The following is a 21167-nucleotide window of genomic DNA, read 5'->3' as shown; positions in this document are numbered from 1 at the left end:
TATAGGTGTTTTTTGACAGGTTCCAAGTGTCACACATCGCAAAAATTAGCGTGAAAAAGAAAAGAACGAAGTTAATCAACATTGTTAACTTACGTTTAAATTTGAACCGTTGACGTTGTATGAAAGCCTGGCACACCCTTGATAAACGTGGGCCAGACTTTACCTTGATAGTCGATGGGTAAAATTAAGAAATGACGTTAACGCAAGCCCAACGTGATGTCGTTGATGTAGAAATTACCGGTATAGACTTTATCGTTATTACCGTGGGATTCTAATGCAAAAAACTGCTTATCTTCATCGTTTAGGGCTTGATACCCCCCGATCACCTGATAAATCCACACTTCAGGGTCAAAGTCTAAAGCCTGTTCTTCAAAGTAATCCAGCGCCGTTTTAGGCTGACCGGAATCGATGACTTCACAAAAATACGCTTCTACCGCTTGCTGCAATGGATCTTTTTCAAGCGACAAAGTTGATTGCTCAGTCACATCAATATCGACTGGCTTCGTGTCTTCGTGCTTAGTCTGACGTTTGTGTACGTGGGTTAACGACGCCACAATATTTTGATAATCGGCTTCATGCTCAACGTTGTTCACGTCTGGTGCTGCGTTAGCAATAATCGTGTCCGATTGATTAAACAACACAGGTACGTTAGTCAGGTTGGCGTAGTTGCCAGGCGCAAAATCAGGCTGCTGCTCTATGTGTAGCAAGAAGCCTTTAAGCAAGCGTGTACGGCCTTGGAACTCTCTAAACCGGCCTAACAAGTCTAATAAGCGTGCTTGTACTACTGATAACTCCTGTGCGGCCTTGGCAAAGCGCTGCTGTAGCGACACCACCAGCAAGTGACGAAGTTCACGGTTAGAACCCGCCAGTTCACTTAACTCATCGAAGCGGAAACACTCAAGCTGGGCAAGTAAGTCGGTTACCTGTCCTTGCGCTAGCTCATTTTCGCGAATTTTAGCTTCAACCGAAGACACGTAGCCAAACTCATTGTTAATACGGCCAAACATGACACGTACGCTATTACTCAATGATTCTGAAAGTTGATAGACATGCTCGGTTAAATCGCCCATGTGGGCTGCCGCTTCATTGTACTTGTTGTAGTGAAGGGCTTCTTTATAGTGCTCAGTTAGGGTTTTAAGGCTTGCCAGCGACGCACCAATATTGGCGTTGATAGTCCGGTTGCGCTCGTCTTGTAAGCTCCCCTCTAAAAGGGTTCTCACAGCGCTTTTCAAACGCAGTTCGCTTTGCGCTTCCGGGCGCCACAATACGCCTAGTTGAACAAGCTGGTCTAATACCTTAGGGCTGTGATCGCGCTCTTTTACTGAACCATTAATGTACGCCTGCATGATAAGGTCGCTGTGACGACCCAATGCGTTTAATAGTTTAGTTCCTGCCTGAATTAACACCTGACTCATATCAAGCTACCTTGCGAAATAGCGGCCTCCGCCTGCTCAGATAAACTCAGCGCTTCGGTTTCATCAATGAAACGTAGCATTTCGTAAAGGTGTTCAATTTTGCCAGTGCCCAAATAAATCTGTTTATCTGGGTTTGGCTTAATCAGATAACCCATTTCAGTTAAGCGTTTAAACACCTGCTTTAGCTGACCATCCAAATTCACACTGGTAGAACCAAACATGCGATAGCGCGATATTTTCTCTAACTGCTCAGCATAGGCGGGCGTATCTTCAATGGTAGTTTGCAGCTCGTTTAATCGAATAGCGCTACCCATGGTAATGGGCATATCAGATTCATTAGCTTGCTGAACTAGCAATAACCACTCTACCAGAGGCACTAGGTTAGATGCTGTATCTTGGAACTGCTGTGTAAGCACTTTGCGCTCGTTCTCACCAATGGTGAGGAAGCTGGCAAAGAATACGTCACCCTCAGCGGTGGTCGATAATGTACGATTTAATAACGCTAAATGAGGTTCTAACTGCGCAGCGTTGTCTCTTGATTTAAGATAACGCCATGCCTCTTCATCGGTCACCTGACATATAAACGCGCCTTGTAGAAGTGCACTTAGTACACGGCCTTGTTCTGTCATCATGCTGATGTCTCCTCACCTGCTACTTCACTGTTCTTTTCTGCTTCTTTTTTCTGTTTAATGCGCGCCCCTATAGAGCTTGCTTTTGGCTGAACCACCTGCAGTTGGCGGGTTACCTTATCTATCAAGTAGCGGTTTTCAAACAATGTCAGTACTTCCGATTCTGGGTTAGGGAATGCGCCGACTACACTAATGTTATTGTTTTGACACGCTTCAAAGATTTTCTTCACGTTGTTTTGGTGAAGTGTACCTAGTTCATCGATCGGCCAATGCACTGTGGCGTCGGCATCGCCGCGCAGCAGACGGGTGAAAGCGAGTAAGAATTTACACAGAATAAGGTAGGCCATACCGTGGCTTGATGACTCGTTAAGCTGGCGGTCAGTACGAATGACAAGGTCACTTTTACCCTCACGAAGGTGTAGCTCGATATCAAGTAGCTTGCTAATGCCGCCCGTAAGCGCTGCACGGCCAAGAATATCAAGAACCCGGCGCATACTTTGACCGTACTCTTCCTCTGGTAACTCGTTAGCCCCCTCTTCCATCCAGTGCTCATAGAGCTTTCTGAATTGCTCAAGTTCGGGCCAGAATTCAAGTTCACTAATACGTGAGCGAATTTTAACAGCCGAGTCTGATACACCATCAAGAGAAAGGTCGCCGTCGACCTCTTGGGTAATACGGCGGCTTTGCGACACAATGCGTTTGTCGATATCGGCAAGTACAAAGTAGTATTGCGAAAGATCGGCACCAAAGATACGCCCTTGCTCACGCAAGCCCTGTAGCTTCTGCGGAACAATCACGTTTAGAAGCTGTGCCAAATGCGACACCATACGGCGATGATCAAAGCTCTTCACGCCGTGGGCGTTCAGCGTTGCACACTCTTCACGGGCGCGCTCCCACGTATCAGATAGCCCTGTGCCCGCTTGCGCGGCAATAAGCTGATCGAACCGCTCTACATAGGCGCGAATATCGCTTAGTAAGTTTTCGCGCTCTTGAAGCTGGCTTTGCACTTCTGAAATACGCTGACCAATACTTACATCGTCGTGCTTAATTTCAGCCGTTTCATCACCTGCCTGAAGCGTAAGCTTGGCAAGAGATTTACTTAAGGTTTTAACCTGTTCCAAGTGCTCACTGGCAGTTTTAAGCGTAGTTTCGAGCTGCCCGTGCTGCTCTTGAAGCTGTTCGCGGTTAGCTTTATAGGTTGCTTGTTTGCTGGCTAAATTACGCTCAGATTCGCCCAATAACTTACGCGACTTAGACAAGCCTTCCTGCCATACCACTTTTTGCTTGGTAAACACGTTAGTGTACCAACGCTCGTAGTCGGCTACTTTATGACGGTGGGTTTCAGTGCGCGTTATGTCTTCTTTAAGCTTATTGATTTGCTTTTTAAGCTGACCTATTTCATCAACATCCACACCGCGATTGCTTAATTCGCTTTCTAGCCAATCCTGCATATCTTTGCGATCTTGGGCAGCATTGTCTTTCGCCTTACGCATGTCGCTATCAAGCTGAGATATACGTGCTTCACTGTCAGCGATAAGCTGCTGCCAATGAAATTTGTGTTCGGTTTCCGCTTCGCGCTGCTGATCTTTGATTTCGTCACGACTAAGCTCAAACTGAGCCTTCGCTTGCTTTTGCGACTGCTGATTCGCTTCAAGCTTAGTTTTGGCTTTTTGCTTACGTGCAGAAAGCGCCTGCTGATATTCGCTAAGTACCGTATCGCGGTCTTGCTGTGCGCGTTTACGGCTGGCTTCGGCACTCTTAACAGCGTTGTCTTTTTGGGTAACCACAAGCTCGGCGTTGCGCACATCTTCGTTCGCTTTCGCCAAGCGCTGTTCGCATTCGTTTTGCGCAGCCAGGGCAGCGGCTTGACGAATTTCAGCTTCTTGCAGTTGCTGCTTAAGCGCTTGCTCGGTAAAGGCATAGTCTGGGGTATCAAGTTCAGTAAGTGCTAACTTAACGCCCATAAAGGTATGGCTGTCGCCTTGTGCATCCTTTGCCATAGCAGGCGCTAAATCAGTGCGCTCTAGTAGCTCAGGACGCACAACTTTACCTAAGGATAACTCCCAGTCATCGACATTGGCGCGCAAGAACTCAAGTAGCGAGCCTTCGCCAGGATAAAGAAGCGCATTAATCTTGTTAACCGCTTTTTCTTCTTGTTGAAAGGCGTTGCGTGCTTTATCTAACGCATTTGAACATTCTTTGCGAAACTCAACTGATTTACTGTGCGCCTGCTGCGCTTGTCGCAGCTCACCGCGCGCTGCATCTTCATTGATAGATGCTTCTTTAATGGCCGCATCAAGAATATCTAGCTGAGATTGTTCAAACTCGTTGTAGCCTGCGTTACTTAGTGAAGCTTTTAGTTCAGCTTCAGCAACTTTTAGCTCATTCAAACTATTTTGGTAATCGTTCTGAAGCGCGCTTAGCTGGCTATTGTAGTCGCTCTGAATGCGACTTAATGCTTCACGCTCGCTCTGCTGCTGCTCAGCTTTATTCTCTGCGGCTTCTTGGCGTGCGGCTGACATTTCTTCTAGAGTAATTGACAGCTTTTCACCTAGCTCAGCCAAGCGCTTGTTGTAGGCCGACTCAATATCTTGGTGTTTTTCAGTAAGCAGTACATAGCGACTATCGGCCATGGCCTTTTCATTTTGCCACTGCGCTAGATTTGCCACGTCTTCTTTAAGCTGCTCAATATTTTCGTCTTGCCATTTATCGAATTCACGCTCTACCGTATCAAGTTCACTGGTGAACTTCTCAACATCAGCGCGAGCAGATGAAATTACCTGGTTTAGGTGATCACGGGTATCACCCCACTCGCTGTCCGTTTGTTTGCGCTGGAAGCTATTCTCATCCAGTTCATTCTTTGTTGTTTCAACGCGCGCAGCCAAGTAGGTCTTATCAAGCTCGAAGCTATGCTTAAGGTTAGCAAGCACTTGCTCTGTTGTGGTTAGCGCCATGTCAGCTTGTTCGAGTTTAGAAAATTCAGGGCGAATTTTGTCGAACTGTTTAATTAAGTGACATTCTTTAATCCAGTCATCGACGCGGTGGCGGCTTAGGCCTGAAGTAGGTGGCGTAACACCATCCTCTTCTAAAATGGCGGCAATCATGGCCTTGATAGTTTCCATCTTGCCTTCTTTAGAGTGAACCGCTTTAGCCAACTTCTCAATGTGGCGCATGTGTTTCGACGGTTCGCAAAGGCTAAAGATTTTGGCGTAGCCTAATAGCTCACGGGCATTGTTACTCTGGTTAAGCACCCCGTGGTCGTTTTGAATGATGGCACGGAAGTCTTTCGTATTAAGTAAACTCGTAACCAATATGTTGTTACGCTTCATGGCACGTGCAAGCTCGGCGCTGCTTACACTAGCGTGTTTGCCGTTCTTTTGCTCTATTAAGTAGTCACTGATTTCAAATGGCTTGCCGATTAAACGATAATTAACGCCGGTTCCGTTTGAGCTTAATACTGCTTGGCAAAGGTCACCTTCGGCACGCGTGTATTCATAGATAATAAAGCTAGATAAACGAGGCAAATACCAGCGTTCAAAGCTGTCACGGGTTGCCGGTACCACGCGACTTGGGTACTCGCCGTAAAACACGGGAATAAGTCGTTGAAGCGTGGTTTTACCCGACGCATTGGTACCACAAATATTGGTGTGTCCATCAAGCTTTAGCTCGACCACGCCTGGTAAATGCGTGTCGATAAGAATAATACGTTTTAAGCCTGCCATAGTGTTCCTGTATCAATAACTCTGCCGCGTGAACGCTCACACAGCACAAAACTGTACCTGCTTTGATAAGGTAAAAGTTGCATACCTGAAAGAAAGCGAGCACATGCGCACGATGTAGCCCGTCAGTGTATTATGAATTCACGAATTTGCACAGATGCGCGGTGATTTGTTGGTTATAAAGCATGCTATTGTTTAAAAGTTAAGTTGGCGAAGCTTTTGAATATCCCAACAACGCCACATGAATATAAAGCGGCACGTACTGATTAGGTACGTGCCGCTTTAGCGAAAGCATTGAGCTTTCATAGAACAGCGATGAAATGAACGGTTTCTATAAAGCTGTCTATCAGCTGTTTTACTTCACTGACAATACATTTACCGACTCTGGTGCGGGATACATCATGCTAAAGCTGGGCGTAATATCACCCGAGGCTGCATTTAGAATATTGTCAAAGCGCAGGATCATGCCATTTGATTTTTCAGCAACATATACATGACCATTGCTGAGCATCAAGTCTACCGGATTACCCAACATTGAGTTCGGTCCTGCAATATTGACGGATACATCCGTTATGCCATCGGCACTGCCTGCGCCAGGAATCACGTACAATTTACCGTCAGTAGCATCCGCTGCGCTGCCTACATCAGAAATGACCAAACTATCGCTTTGGCTATCATAGTCTATGCCATGGATGTTGGTTGGCGCGGCAAATGCTGTCCCACCACTTGCAGGGACAATCAGCCTATCTTCACCCGTAATTACGGTTTCACCGCTTTCCATTTTGCTCATCACTTCTTCAAACACGGCAACCGAACCGTTAGTTAACGCCAGATACGCGCTATCAGTTGATGGGTCGTAATCCACATCCCAAGGGCGCGCCCCGTTGGCCGCTTCAAGTGTTAATAGAGGCGCAACATTGCCTGACGCACAAGGCGAGAATACGCGAACGGCAGGAGTAGCTTCGTTAACATCTGCCACAAATACCACACCTGCTTCTGAGGCAATGTCTAACCCTTTAGGTGCAATCAAGCCTGTATCGCTACCCGCAATCATGTGGTCGAAACTATCGCTATACATCATACCGTCTCGCATGGTTTTGAGGCGATTAATCACGAGTAAACCACCCGTTGAGGTTTCAACATCATCGAAGGTAATGACGCCATCACCGCTAGCCGTGAAAGCGGCACTCTCAATGCTCATACCAGCGTCAAAAGTGCTTAGCTCACTGGAAAGTACAGCGCTGTATTGCGCTACTTGCCCCGTGGTTGCACCTTCGCTTGCAGGGTTACTTGATACCGAAAGGCCCATAATAGGCATGGTAGTTATGCCATCGTCCGATGCGTCTTTCATCTCGTTCAGCTGAGTTAACTCGGCCAACGACTCTGGTTTTACTGAAGGCGTTGATAGCGTTGGTGCAACGTCGCCACTAGTACCGTTGAATATGTTTGAGAACACCAAAATGGCGTCATTGGACTTTTCCGCCACACGAAGATCAGAACCGGTTAAAACAATGTCTACCGGATTACCAAGCTGGGTCGATGCGCCGCCAATCACTCTACTTGGTACAACAGCCCCATCAGCCGTAGAGACATTTTCTAAAACAAAAATTTGACCATCATCAGCAATTGCAGCATCGCCAACGTCTGATAACACCATACGATTGGACATAGGCTCGTAAGCGATACCGTGCAGATTAATCGATATTTGATTTCCGTCTGCATCTGAAGGCACCACTGAACGCATAACTGTGGGCGCAAAATCAGAACCAGCGACACTATCGTAAACCGCGAGTGTCCCATCGGTCAGTGCAACAAACAATCTATCGCTTTGTTCGTCATAGGCCACATCCCATGGTTTTGCTGAGGTCATTATTTCTGCAATCGGTGCAACATTGCCTGCTGCTTGGCCACCGAATACGCTAACCTTTTGACCGTTAAAGTCAGCCACCATAACTAAACCTGCATTTTCAGCAAAGGCAATACCTTTCGGATTAACAAGGCCCGTAGTTGCGCCCGTTATCTCATGCCCTGTACTCATCATGTAGTCGGCTTGAGCTTCAAAATTACAAAGCGTTCTTAATAACGGTAAATCACTGTCGCCAGCTTGTACCAAGCTTCCGCTTTGCGTGAATACAATCCCCTCATTCGCTCCAGTGGTTACCGTAGACAAAACATTTGCGTTTTGGTCAATCGAAGTAACCGTATTGCGGTTGTCATCGCCATTATTTGCGACCAAGAATGTCGCAGACGCGAAGCCTGGGGTTCCATCTTGACCGGGTGCACCATCTTGGCCAGGCGCGCCATCAGTCCCATCGACACCATCTGTTCCGTCGTCACCGTCGCAGGCACTTAGCGCGAGAACCATTGCCGTCGCCAACAGTGACAGTTTTAATTTTTGCTGTGATGTTTTATTGAATTCCATCTTCATCTCCGTACTTGTTGATTCGTGAAGAGACGTCACTTAAACGCGCGATGCGATAAGTACTGCTCACGTCCTGTTCAACAAGCCAAACGATTGATGAGTGAAACTGGATGCAAAAAAAATAAAAAAACCTCAATGCATTGCTGCGATTGAGGTTTTTAAGCATTGTTAAGTAATGCGATAGTCTTTTAACGTGGTGGGAAGCCACCGCCTCCGCCAAACCCGCCAGGACCGCCGAATCCACCCGGGCCGCCTGGTCCACCAGGGCCTCCAAAACCGCCACCAGGAGGCATCATGCCTTTCATCTGACGCATCATCTTCTTCATGCCGCCACCAGACATTTTCTTCATCATTTTCTGCATTTGCGTAAACTGCTTAAGTAAACGGTTTACGTCTTGAATTTGCGTACCTGAGCCTGCTGCAATACGGCGCTTACGCGACCCTTTAATCATATCTGGGCGCGCACGTTCGGCCGGTGTCATTGAATTAATGATGGCTTCCATTTGGTTAAACTGCTTGTCGTTTGCCTGATCTTTGATTTTATCAGACATACCGCCCATGCCAGGAAGCTTATCAAGCATTCCCATCATGCCGCCCATGTTCTTCATTTGCTCAAGCTGATCTTTAAAGTCTTGCAGGTCGAAGCCTTTTCCTTTCTGTACCTTCTTGGCCAGCTTTTCCGCTTTCGACTTATCGACTTTACGCTCAACCTCTTCGATAAGGCTAAGTACGTCGCCCATGCCCAAGATACGAGACGCAATACGCTCAGGGTGGAAAGGCTCAAGTGCATCAACCTTTTCGCCCATACCGATAAACTTGATAGGTTTACCCGTGATGTGACGAACCGACAGTGCAGCACCACCTCGTGCATCACCATCTGCTTTGGTCAGTATTACACCGGTTAGCGGTAGCGCGTCGTTAAACGCCTTTGCCGTATTCGCAGCATCCTGACCGGTCATGGCATCAACCACGAACAGAGTTTCAATTGGCTTAACAGCAGCGTGAAGCTCTTTAATTTCGTCCATCATGTCGTTGTCGACATGCAAACGACCTGCTGTATCCACTAGTAGTACATCGAAGAAATTCTTCTTCGCTTCAACAATGGCATCGTTAACGATATCAATGGGCTTTTGTAAAATCGTTGACGGGTGAAAAGCGACATTCACTTCACCGGCAAGGGTTTCAAGCTGCTTGATAGCGGCCGGACGATAAACATCGGCACTCACTACCATCACTTTCTTTTTCTCGCGCTCAGTTAAGTATTTCGCAAGTTTACCTACAGACGTAGTTTTACCCGCACCTTGTAAGCCCGCCATAAGCACAACAGCCGGAGGTTGAGTTGCGAGGTTAAGCTTTTCGTTCGCCTCCCCCATCACCGACTCTAGTTCAGACTGAACGATTTTAATAAATACTTGGCCAGGCTTGAGGCTTTTGGTTACTTCAGTACCAACTGCACGTTCTTTTACCTGTGCAACAAACGCTTTTACTACGGGTAGCGCAACGTCGGCTTCAAGTAGCGCCATACGCACTTCGCGTAGCGTTTCTTTAATATTGTCTTCAGTAAGACGCCCTTTACCGCTGACATTTCGTAATGTCTGGCCTAAGCGTTCTGATAAATTCTCAAACATAGTATGAAACTTCTTTTTATTTCAGACGTAATGCCCGCATTGTAACGTAAAAGCGAACGGTAACGTACCCACAATTGCGGTTAAATTTTTAAACTTTTGCGTCAAGGGTTGTCGAAATTTGATGTACGAATTTCGAAGTCGATATGGAGTAAAAATTGTCCTTCCATGATCCTATACCCACACTAAAAGTGGGTGTGAAACAAACAAAATCAAGGAGATGGTTGAATTTACTTGCAAGTTGCAGTATCAATACCGACTCAGTCGGTGAAGACGTCACCTACCTATTACAGGACGCATCATGAACACCCTTTTCGCCATTTCTGCTGCTTTACTCTACGCATTAGCTGCGGCAGTACTTATTGGCAAATTCGTACACCAAGACGGCCCGAATAAGCGATTGGGGCTATCCATCGCTAGTGTTGGGGCAATTGCACATATCGCTTTTCTCACCAACGTTATTATTGTCGCGCCTGGGCAAGACATGAGTGTAACCAACGTACTTTCATTAGTGTCGTGGATAATCACAGTATCCATGCTTATATTTGCCCGCGCCATTCCTAATCTTATTTTACTTCCTGTTGTTTTCGGCTTTGCAAGTCTTACGGTACTCGCCTCACAGTTTATTCCCGTGTCGTACATCATGCACATAGAGCTGCAGCCGGGCTTAGTTATCCATATTAGTTTGTCATTGTTTGCTTACTGCACTTTGGTCATTGCATTCTTATACGCACTGCAAATGTCCTACATTACCTACCGGTTAAAGCAAAAAGGTGCTGCGCTACTACATTCATCACTACCGCCTTTAATGCTTGTAGAAAACATTTTGTTCAAGCTGTTGCTTGCGGGAACTTGTTTACTAACCGTCTCACTAATTAGCGGGTTTGTTTTCTTAGAAGATATGTTTAACAAAACTTACGCGCATAAAACGGTGCTATCAGCGGCCGCTCTCGTTGTTTTTCTCATTCTTTTAATAGGCCAGAAACTTCGAGGTTGGCGCGGGCGACAAGTTATTGTGATGACAGTCTTGGGTGTGACGCTACTGTCCCTAGCCTATTTTGGTAGCAAATTAGTTCGCGAATTTCTTCTTTAAAACTCCCTGTATTTATTGCTGAGCTCGCTGCCGAGCTTGCTTTTCAGGCGGCTCGGCGGCGCTTGTCACTTTTTGGTGTTATCTAGTTAATTAGGGACATATCAACAATTTTCCCTTGAAACTCGCACCTCAAATCAATACATTTGAAGCCTAAGTTAAGACAGGAACCCATTAATTGGACGACATATCAACGAGTACGCTGTTTATCGCGCTCGGCGTACTCATATTACTATCTGCGTATTTCTCTAGTTCAGAAACTGGCATGATGTCGATTAATCGTTATCGACTCAAGCATTTGCAAGGAGAAGGCAACCGCTCAGCTATACGTGTTGCTAAACTTCTAGAACGACCTGATCGCCTTATCGGCCTTATTCTCATCGGAAACAACTTAGTTAATATTGCAGCATCCTCGCTTGCAACCATACTTTGTATTCGTTTATTCGGTGACTATTGGGGGCTGTTTGCTGCTACCTTTGGCTTAACGCTGGTCCTACTTATTTTTGCAGAAGTAACGCCGAAAACACTAGCTGCGCTGTATCCAGAAAAAGTGGCATTTCCGAGCTCCATTATTCTGCTTCCACTACTTACCTTGCTGTACCCTTTTGTGGCAGCGATTAACGGTATCACAAACGGCATTCTAGCTTTGCTAAGAATTAGTCCTGCAAGTGGAAGTGACGACTCGTTAAGTCGAGAAGAGTTAAGAACCGTGGTTTTTGAAGCTGGTGCCATGATCCCTAAGCGACACCAAGATATGTTGGTGAGTATTTTGGACTTAGAAAGCGTAACGGCCGAAGATATCATGGTGCCACGTGCTGAAATTTTTGCTATCGACATTAACGACGATTGGAAGAAAATTCAAAAAGCGTTAACCCATGCTCAACATACCCGTGTTTTATTATACCGAGACAGTGTCGACGATGCGGTAGGCTTTGTGCATGTGCGTGACGCCCTGCGCCTTCTATCAAAAGACCAGTTCACTAAATCAAGCTTGCTTCGCGCAGTTCGTGAGATTTACTACACGCCTGAATCTACCCCGCTGCACACGCTGATGTATAAGTTTCAAGCCGAAAAAGAGCGCATTGCTCTGGTTGTTGATGAGTATGGCGACATTATGGGTCTAGTCACTCTTGAAGATATTCTTGAAGAGATTATCGGTGACTTTACCACCAGTATGGTTCCAGACCACAGTAAAGAAGCACACGTACAACAGGATGGTTCAGTATTGGTTGATGGTAGTGCCAACGTCCGAGAATTGAACAGAGAAATGGATTGGAACCTGCCTACGGAAGGCCCTAAAACCCTTAATGGTTTATTACTTGAGTATCTTGAAGATATTCCTGAGAACAAAGTAAGCGTGCGTTTGGCGGGTTATCCGTTAGAAATTGTAGATATTTCAGAAAGCATGATAAAAACCGTCAGAATCATGCCGGAATACTATGTCGCACCTAAAGAGTCGAATAATGACCACTAAGCGTTTTGGTGGTTAACCTTCCTTTCAGCCTTATCAGCTAACCTTTTGATTCGTTAGCTAGACGCTGTGCTCTATTTGCCAGCGCTCTAGCTTTCGCAGCAGCGACCTTATCTGACAATTCAGATAATTTGGCAATAATATCCTGCGTCTCCTTATCTTCACGTAAATCAGCCTCCGCCATATGCGATTGCAATGAACGTTTAAGGAGCTCAGGAATAGATTTGCTGTCCATTTCCCAACCCTTCGATAGAATAAACTTTGACACTCTCAAAGAGTCTATCGACCATGTGGGAATTTACTTAACGATTAATTGTTCAATTTCCGAAATTAATCGCTAAGAAGAGGCAAAGCGTTTACAGTCCTTGATAATGCGTTACCAGCGTGCCTTTGTGCTCTTTTAAAGAGTACTTGATAACAGCAATTGAGGCAGTAGAAAACAAACTTGTGGTGTAAGACTGGCACAATTCATCAACGAGATAGCTAACTAGCGGCATGTGACTAACAACAAGAAGTTTTTTGATTGGTTTTTTGGAGTTGACCGCGGCGTGAAGAAGTCCATCAATATAATCATTTACCAGTCTTGGTGAGCCTTCCGGAACAATATCTTCATTATTTTCAACTTTGTTCGCAATGATATCAAGCGATACCATATCATGGGTCTGTTTGGCTCGACGATAAGGGCTCACAAGCGCTAAGTCCACACTGCCTTTCTGGCAATACTGGTCTTTTAACCATAAAGCTGCTGTTTTGGCTTGCTCTCTACCTAATGGTGTAAGTTGCCTGCTTTTATCATCGAGTCTGGGCGCTTCTGCTTCACCGTGACGCATAATGAAAAGATAAATGTCGTCGTTGCTACTTTGACCTGACATAACATTGCGCATAGTATTAATGAAAGTATGCTAACGATATCAGAGAGCTGATACTACGCCTAGCGCTAAACCGCGAATAGTGAGAATTTTCGTACATTATTTAACGTTTTGTGAAGTTTCTCTTTATAGACGCTCCAGCAGTAAGGTGCTCTTGACCAAAAACGAGACAATGTGAACAACACCATAAATTTAGAAAACGCACATCACGTTACTTTACCTAATGGGTTGCGTGCCATGTTATGTCACACGCCAGAAGCGAGTGAATCTTTTGTTTCAATGGCGGTAAGAGCCGGACACTTTTATGACCCAAACGATTGCCAAGGGTTAGCCCATCTTCTTGAACACATGCTTTTTATGGGTAGCCGTCATTTGCCCAAACCCAATGCTATAAATGGATTCATTGAGCAACACGGCGGCACAATCAATGCGTGGACAGGTACCGAGTACACAAATTACCATTTCAATTGCAGCGGTGACGCTATTGCGCAAACATTGCCTGCATTTGCAGATATGCTTAGGCAACCCTTATTTGAAGAAGACGCGCTAACCAACGAAATAAAGAACATTCATGCTGAATTTGAGTTTAAGAAAAAAGACGACCTTCGCCGCCTTTATCAAATTCATAAAGAGACATGTAACCCAGAGCATCCTTTTGCAAAATTTTCTGTAGGCAATTGCGATACCTTTTCTCAACACGAATGTTCAGAGCTTAAACGTCGCCTGAAGTCACTGCACCAATCGTATTACTGTGCGCTTAATATGCGCTTGTGCATAGCCAGTCCTATGCCAAAACGTCAACTCGAGGCGTTAGTGAATCAGTGTTTTGGGACATTGCCAAGTGGACAGTTAGCCTCTGACGACTGGCCTTCGCTTTACACAGAAAATGAACTGGGCATTCAAATCAACATTCATCCGCTGCAATCTGCTAGACGTATGATAGTGACATTTGCCCTCCCCGCTTTACAGAACGACTACAAAACCAAACCGCTGAACTACATCAGCCATTTGATTGGTGACGAAGGTGAAGGAAGCCTACTTGCCTATTTAAAAGAAAAAGATTGGGCGTTAAACCTGATAGCGGGCTCTGGCATAGAAGGCGATAAATTTAAAGATTTTAATGTGAGCTTTCAGCTTACCCAGGAAGGCCTTAAACACAAAGCGCAGGTGTTAGAGGCACTATTTAGCTACATCGAATTAATTAGAGAAGCATCGACTGAAGAGTGGCGCTTTCACGAAAAGTCGCAGCTAAACGCGCTGGCCTTAGAGTACGAAGAAAATGTGAAGCCGCTTGGGATCATAACTGAGTATGCACAGCATCAATTTATATTCGAACCTGACGAATTAAATAGACTTCGCTCTACTATTGGTAGTTATGACAGAAGCATAATTGAGCATGCTCTGTCCTTTTTCACGCCCAAGAACCTTCGTTTAAAGGTTATATCAAAAGATGTTAAAACCACTCAGGTTTGCGCATTTTATGAGGCTGAATATAGCGTTGAAGACATCGACGATGCGCTAATACATTCACTTGAAAGCGCAAAGAAAATTCCAGAATTGTGTCTTCCCCCACCCAACCCTTATTTGGCGAGCGAATACACGCTTATCCTCCCTGAAACGGGGTTTAATGTTCCAAATAGGTTGGTAGATAATGGTGGCTATCGATTTTGGTTCGCTCAGGACCAACAATTCCATAGCCCCAAAGGCGATATTTATATCTCTTTCGACGCCGCTCAGTTTTCAGACTCTTTGACCTCTGTTGCGGCCAAGCGAATTTGGCTCGGCGCACTTAACGATCATCTCCAAGCTAAATACTACCGAGCTGAAATAGCAGGACTTCACTATCGGATTTATGGGCATCAAGCTGGATTTACCCTACACACCCGTGGTTTTACGAATCAGCAGACATTATTAGCAAGCCAACTTCTTGACGCCGTTCTCGGTTTTATTCCTGACGAAAGAGCCTTTGAACATCACAAAGCACTTCAAATTCAAAGCCTTCATAATTCACTGTTAAATAAGCCGACTAACCGTTTATTCTCTCGTTTAAGTGTTCTTATTCAACGCAACACGCAAGCGCCAGTTGAATTGTTAGATGTGATAGAAAACATCTCTTATAACGAGATGCTAAGCTGTCGCAGTGCAGCCTTTGAGCATTATTTTGTAGAGGCATTTATGCATGGCAACTGGGCAAGCGAAGAAGCAAAGGCATTTTCGACGTCGCTTCATAGCCATTGCAAAAAGGCAGGGGGAGCTCCCCTTTCTCGTGCTGTATCTAAGCTGCCTGTAGGCGGAAGTCTTTATCATGAAGTGTTGTGTAATCACGATGACTCAGCGGTCGTACTTTATTTACAAGCACCTTCTCCTAGCCTCACCGACACCGCATTATGTATGGTTCTTGAACAGATGCTGGCAGCACCGTTCTTCAATTCGTTAAGAACAGAACAGCAATTGGGATACATAGTCGGTACAGGCTATGTGCCACATAATCAACACCCCGGAATGGCATTTTATATACAAAGCCCGCAATGCAGTCCAAAGCAGTTGCTAGATGCAATGACCGCCTTTTTGTTCCAGCAACTCAATGAAATAGAGTTCTATCGTTTTTATTGGCCGACTATCCAACAAAACCTTATTAAGCAGTTAGAAGAGAGAGACCTTACTCTTTCGATGAAGTCACAGCGTTTATGGGTAAGTTTGGGTACGCAAGATTTAGAGTTTAATAGAAATACAAAGCTTGCTGAAAGGATCAAAGGCTTGAGTTTCGAAGAGATTCAAGACTTCGCGCATCAACTCGCTAAACGAGAGCGCTGCGGGGAATTGGTGCTGTTCTCTCGAGGAAAATTTGAGAGTATTCCCACCCAGGAAAAACGAACGATTAACAGTATTTCTGAATTCAAAAAAGAAATTCCTTACTACTAAAGCTGCATGATAGGCACGTGCCACGGTCGTTAAGATTTTAATCAATCTGCCGATACCCAGTGGTATTCGCAGACAAGGTTGGTCAATAAGTAAACCATCATTCTTGTTATTACTAAAAAGTCCTTGTAGAGGCTTAGTTAATTCGGCATATTTATTATTCTGGCTGTTAGGGATGCCGCCAGTGAAATAAAAAAATAATAAATGGCGTATGCCAAAGGTGTTTAGGTGCGCTCAACCCTAATTTATTCGATTTCTCTTCTTTTGTTGGCTTTGTCAGGAATTCTTTTTTCTTCTGCAAAGGCGATAGAGGTTTCTGATCTTCATTTTAAAGAGCTAAATAAGCAGCAAGGACTCTCTGACACTGCGGTATTGGACATTGTGGAAGATGACATGGGTTTCATTTGGCTCGCGACCTCCAATGGTTTAAATCGCTATTCTGGTTATGAGGTGAAGCAATACCACCCTTCAGATGTTGACCACAATTCACTTCCGTCCGGTTATACTCAAAATCTATTCTTAGATTCTCATGGCGAGTTATGGGTAGGAACACAAGCAGGTCTTGCCAAGTATCAACCTGAAAGCGACAACTTCAAAGTTTTCAATAGAGAAAATAGTGTAATTAAAGTTGATTTTATTACTGGCATCGGAGAATCGTACGATGGTGACATTCTATTCGCTGATCTGAAGTTTCTTTACAAGTTATCGAAAGAGACTCATCAAATTGAGGTTGTAAAACAGATACACAAAGAGCAGAGTTTTATAAAGGTCATTTATGATGAAGCGAACCGCACCTGGTTAGGTTCAAATGAGTTTGGGCTTTCGCTTATAGACAAGGCTGACGAGTCACTTTATTCCGCAACAAAAGTAAATCCATGGGGAATTAACTTGGATGTTCGTTCTCTTCACGACATCAAAGTAATCAACGGTAACTATTGGCTGGCAACCAATGAGGGCATCTATGTCATAGCTGCTTCGGGTAAAATACTTCAACATTTTAAAGACGCATTCACTTCTAAGTCTGATGAAGCGCTTAATACCCTAACAATCTATGAGAAAGATGACGACATCTGGATTGGCACTCAAGCAGGCCTATTCATATTTAGTGATGCAGCAACGTCAGAGATAAATGGCAGCTTCCAGCCGAGGGTCATCTACCTTGATCACGACAATCAAGAGCTGACAGGCTTGCCTACAGCAACAATCATGAACCTAGTAACAGATAGAGTCGGTGGTATCTGGGTTACGACAATAAAGAGCGGTGCATTTAGGTATCACCCAGACTACGCTACAACTAGGTATAAATCTGTTTTTAATTCTTCGAACTTATCCGAGGATGACTACTCCTCAATATGGGGCTTTGCAGAAGACTCCGCCAACGACATATATGTTGTTTCTCAACAAAGAGGACTTGGCGTTATTAATAGCTCTAGCGGAGAAGTAAAGTTCTCAGAAACCTTCTCTGATTTTGCGAACTCAATAACTTACTGGGATGTTGAAATAGATACCAAAGGTACATTCTGGGTTGCATCCTCTAATGGCATCTATGTTTTGAGGCAGGTGGAAGGAAAGCTTCAATTAATAGATCATGTGTTCGAAGGGTTATTTATCGATTTTCTCTATACCAAAGGGGACGAAGTTTGGATCTGGGAGGATACACAGGGACCGGTAAAACTATCTCTTGGTTATGATTCGTCTAAAGCATCCGTTGAGCCAATAAAAATAGAGATAGACTCATCTCGTTTAGTTCCGATCTATAAAGATAATGATAATCGACTTTGGCTGAGAAGCGAGTCAGGTGTAAGTATATACTCGCTGAAGAACAGGGAGTTGATCAAAAACTTAGATCAGAGCAATGGTTTCGATTCACTCGTTTACGGCGTTTACGAAACACCAGACTCATACTGGTTAACTACTCGCTCGAAAGGAATTTTGCAGGTCGACAAGCATTCTCTTGAATTTGTCAAAAGGCAAGTTCGTACAGAAAACTCTGGGCTAATAATATCATCCGTAGGTATCGATAACAGTATTTGGTATGCAGATACTACGGGAGTTCACCAAATCAAACTTCCCGAACTTGAAGAAGTAAGTTCGGTTCCAAATTCAGAGCTTAACTACAATTCTTTAGGCGAGAGCTCAGCTTTCGCATCCTCAGCAAAAACTATCTATTTTGGTGGGATGACTGGTTACAACATAATAACGAGTAAGAAAACTAGCTCAAAAGATGATTTGACGAAAACACTTATCCCAGAGCTTTCTGAATTAAAAGTTTTTGGGGTATCTAACAATAGGTCAAATGTAATTCAGAGGGAAAGCAGTGGCGAAACAAGTTATTTCTCATCGGCACAAAATATAGGAACTAAAAAGTCGATTGCGCTAGATTACAATGAGTCTAGATTCAGCATATCTTTCAATTTACTCAACTCTGTTTACCCGCAACACGTGGTTTACCGATATCGGTTAATTGGTTTTGACGACAACTGGATTGATAATGGAGACGACAGAGTTGCTCAATTTAATAATATAAGCTTTGGAAACTACGTTTTCGAGGTACAAGCAAAAGCGCCAGGAAGGTTGTGGTCTGACAGCAGAAATCTTTCAGTTCAAATCGCAAGACCACCTTGGCTTCATACTGTTGCTATTGTTTTTTATTGTATTGTCGCATTCGCTATTTTTGCATTCATCGTTCGCCAATATCAGATAAGGAAGGCAAACCAGCTTGCCATTAAAGAGTCCGAAGAACGCCTTAAACTGACTCTATGGAGTTCTGGAGATGAGCTGTGGGATTGGGACGTATACAGAGGCCAAGTTTACCGTGCAAATACGTGGGGCACACTTGATTTTCCACAAGATGATATACGCACTACAGGCGCTTACGATGCAAACATTCATCCTAACGACGTAAACCGTGTTAAAACTGCCCTTAGAGACCATCTTGAAGGTAATAGCGACCTCTACGAGCTTGCATACCGCGCAAAGACATTTAAGAATCAGTGGATTTGGATACTTGACCGCGGAAAAGTGGTTGAAAGAGACCACAATGCTCAGCCGGTACGAATGACTGGTACGCTTAAGAATATTCATCACTTAAAAGAAGCTGAAGAGCAGCTGAATCTATTTAAGCGTTCAATTGAGAATATTTCTGAAGGTGTATTCATAACTAATACCCAATTTAAATTCATAAGTGTAAATAATGCATATTGCGGTTACACCGGCGAGACCCGCGATCAAGCGTTAGCAAGCTATATGCACTTCCATCTATATCCAGACGCGTTTACCGAAGAAATTAAGAAAACGCTAAAAGCAAAAGGTAACTGGTCAGGTGAAGTAGAAAGTGTGCGAGTGAACGGCGAGCGCTATGAAATGGAATTAAATATAGACGCCGTCCATGACGATGACGGAAAAATAAGCCATTTTGTAGGCGTATTTAGTGATATCACGTCAAGAAAAAGTACTGAAAAAGAACTATTGAAACTAGCTAATACTGACCCGCTCACAGAGCTTCCTAATCGTTCGTTCTTCCAAGCTAGCCACCAGAACTTGGTGCGGAAAGGAGCACAACATACTCTGCTCTGTTTAGATATGGATAACTTTAAGAAAATAAACGATTCTTTAGGCCACCAAACGGGCGATATATTAATTAAACAAATAGCAAAGCGCTTACAGAGAATTACGGGTAAGAGTGCGACCTGCTATCGTTTAGGTGGTGATGAATTTAGTGTGTTAATGGAAGACAATGCCGATATCCACACGGTAACGCATTACGCACAGAACCTATTAGACACATTATCTCGCCCCTTTATCATTAATAAGCAAGAGTTTGTATTGGGTGCCAGTATTGGAATCGCATTCTTCCCTGACGACGGCACTTCTCCCCAAGAAATGCTGAAAAACGCCGACACAGCCATGTATTTCGCTAAAAACAATGGCGGTAACAGCTATCAGTTCTTTAGCGGAGAGATGAATCAAAACGCCGTTAGGCAACTGCAAATTGAAAACCTTATAAGACAAGGTATTAAAGATGACTTGTTTACGGTTTACTACCAGCCGAAAGTAGATATAGCCTCAGGTAAGCTAGTTAGCATGGAAGCTTTGGTGCGCTTCGAGCACCCCCAAAAGGGCATAGTAAGCCCTGGGCAATTTATCCCTCTGGCAGAGCAAACAGGCCAGATTATAGAAATTGGTGAACAAGTGCTAAGAAAGGCTTGTGCAGATACCAAACGCTGGGTAAACCAAGGTTTGTTTAGTGGTCGTGTAGCTGTGAATATATCTGCGAAGCAGTTCGAATTACCTGACTTAGACGACAGAATAAACAAGATTTTAAGCGATATCGGTTTGTCACCACTACATTTAGAGTGCGAAATAACTGAAGGTACGCTAATGGAAAGTCCTGAAAACGGCCTTCAAATGATGACTCGCCTTCGCGAAAGAGGTATTCACCTAGCGCTAGACGATTTCGGTACAGGTTACTCGTCGCTAGCCTACTTAAAGCGATTCCCGCTAAACACGCTAAAAATTGACAAAGCATTTATTGACGATATTGCAAAAAGTAATGTAGATCGTCATATGGCGGCTGCCATTATAAATATCGCCCACAATTTAGGCTTAAAAGTTGTAGCGGAAGGCGTTGAAGAAGAAGCTCAGCTAGATATTTTACGTCGCTACGATTGTGAGATGTTGCAAGGCTTCTTATACAGCCGACCATTAAATGCAGAGCGCTTCGAGAAGCTTCTCACCGAGAATCAAAAGCTTCATACGCTGCTTGGCCACTCTAACTTTTAATAGCCCTTACCTTTTACTTGCGTATAGGGCGCGTGCTTTCCCCTGCCTAATGCCGCTCATTGCAGCTTTAGGCAAAGTCATGCCTATTCAACCTTAGTTTATTAGACTTTAGTGCCATTAAAATGGCGCTTGTGAACATCGACAATCCTCCGCATCAAAGCGAAAAGCTAACCACTTGATTATATTGGATATTTTAAAAAATATTATTTTTGGCACACATTTAGCT

11 protein-coding genes are annotated in these 21167 nt (G+C 44.4%); 4 read left to right on the top strand and 7 right to left on the bottom strand.

Features of this window, described 5'->3' with window-relative positions:
• Positions 1-197 precede the first annotated feature (197 nt).
• From MHN09_RS01765 to ffh, 5 genes are all read right to left on the bottom strand, one after another.
• A complete protein-coding gene (locus MHN09_RS01765; RefSeq protein WP_049585857.1) occupies positions 198-1415 on the bottom strand; it encodes a hypothetical protein in 1218 nt (405 codons plus the stop codon).
• Positions 1412-2047 (bottom strand): hypothetical protein, encoded by a 636-nt coding sequence (locus tag MHN09_RS01760; protein ID WP_014976014.1) that lies wholly within the window; start codon positions 2045-2047, stop codon positions 1412-1414. Before MHN09_RS01760 ends, MHN09_RS01765 begins: the two co-directional genes overlap by 4 nt.
• Complete coding sequence (locus tag MHN09_RS01755) at positions 2044-5766, bottom strand: ATP-binding protein (protein ID WP_101563862.1); 3723 nt, start codon at positions 5764-5766, stop codon at positions 2044-2046. The genes MHN09_RS01760 and MHN09_RS01755 overlap by 4 nt, the downstream gene beginning before the upstream one ends.
• A gap of 352 nt (positions 5767-6118) precedes the next feature.
• Positions 6119-8185 (bottom strand): hypothetical protein, encoded by a 2067-nt coding sequence (locus MHN09_RS01750; protein WP_239238799.1) that lies wholly within the window; start codon positions 8183-8185, stop codon positions 6119-6121.
• Between the two features lie 188 nt (positions 8186-8373).
• On the bottom strand, positions 8374-9813 hold the full coding sequence (gene ffh, locus MHN09_RS01745) for a signal recognition particle protein (RefSeq protein ID WP_014948819.1): 1440 nt from the start codon (positions 9811-9813) through the stop codon (positions 8374-8376).
• A gap of 298 nt (positions 9814-10111) precedes the next feature.
• Between ffh and ccsA the strand changes: the two genes are divergently transcribed.
• Positions 10112-10903 carry a cytochrome c biogenesis protein CcsA gene (gene ccsA, locus MHN09_RS01740; protein ID WP_014948818.1) on the top strand — a complete coding sequence of 264 codons (792 nt, stop codon included), beginning with the start codon at positions 10112-10114 and terminating at the stop codon, positions 10901-10903.
• Between the two features lie 175 nt (positions 10904-11078).
• Positions 11079-12374: an HlyC/CorC family transporter gene (locus MHN09_RS01735; protein WP_014948817.1), complete on the top strand. Its 1296-nt coding sequence runs from the start codon at positions 11079-11081 to the stop codon at positions 12372-12374.
• A 37-nt stretch (positions 12375-12411) separates the two neighbouring features.
• On the opposite strand, the gene MHN09_RS01730 is transcribed toward MHN09_RS01735, so the two are convergent.
• Together MHN09_RS01730 and sixA are read right to left on the bottom strand one after the other, a co-directional pair.
• Entirely contained in the window at positions 12412-12606 is a 195-nt protein-coding gene (locus MHN09_RS01730) for a hypothetical protein (protein WP_239238796.1), read from the bottom strand.
• A 121-nt stretch (positions 12607-12727) separates the two neighbouring features.
• Positions 12728-13243: a phosphohistidine phosphatase SixA gene (gene sixA / locus MHN09_RS01725; protein ID WP_239238793.1), complete on the bottom strand. Its 516-nt coding sequence runs from the start codon at positions 13241-13243 to the stop codon at positions 12728-12730.
• Positions 13244-13414: 171 nt separating this feature from the next.
• Here sixA and MHN09_RS01720 point away from each other — a divergent pair, with 171 nt between their 5' ends.
• Positions 13415-16162: an insulinase family protein gene (locus MHN09_RS01720; RefSeq protein WP_239238791.1), complete on the top strand. Its 2748-nt coding sequence runs from the start codon at positions 13415-13417 to the stop codon at positions 16160-16162.
• Between the two features lie 225 nt (positions 16163-16387).
• Positions 16388-20941 (top strand): EAL domain-containing protein, encoded by a 4554-nt coding sequence (locus tag MHN09_RS01715; RefSeq protein ID WP_168532686.1) that lies wholly within the window; start codon positions 16388-16390, stop codon positions 20939-20941.
• Positions 20942-21167: the final 226 nt, after the last annotated feature.

The organism is Alteromonas sp. MmMcT2-5, from assembly GCF_022348315.1.
Taxonomy (GTDB): Bacteria; Pseudomonadota; Gammaproteobacteria; order Enterobacterales; family Alteromonadaceae; genus Alteromonas; species Alteromonas macleodii.
This window is presented reverse-complemented; position numbering and strand designations above follow the sequence as displayed.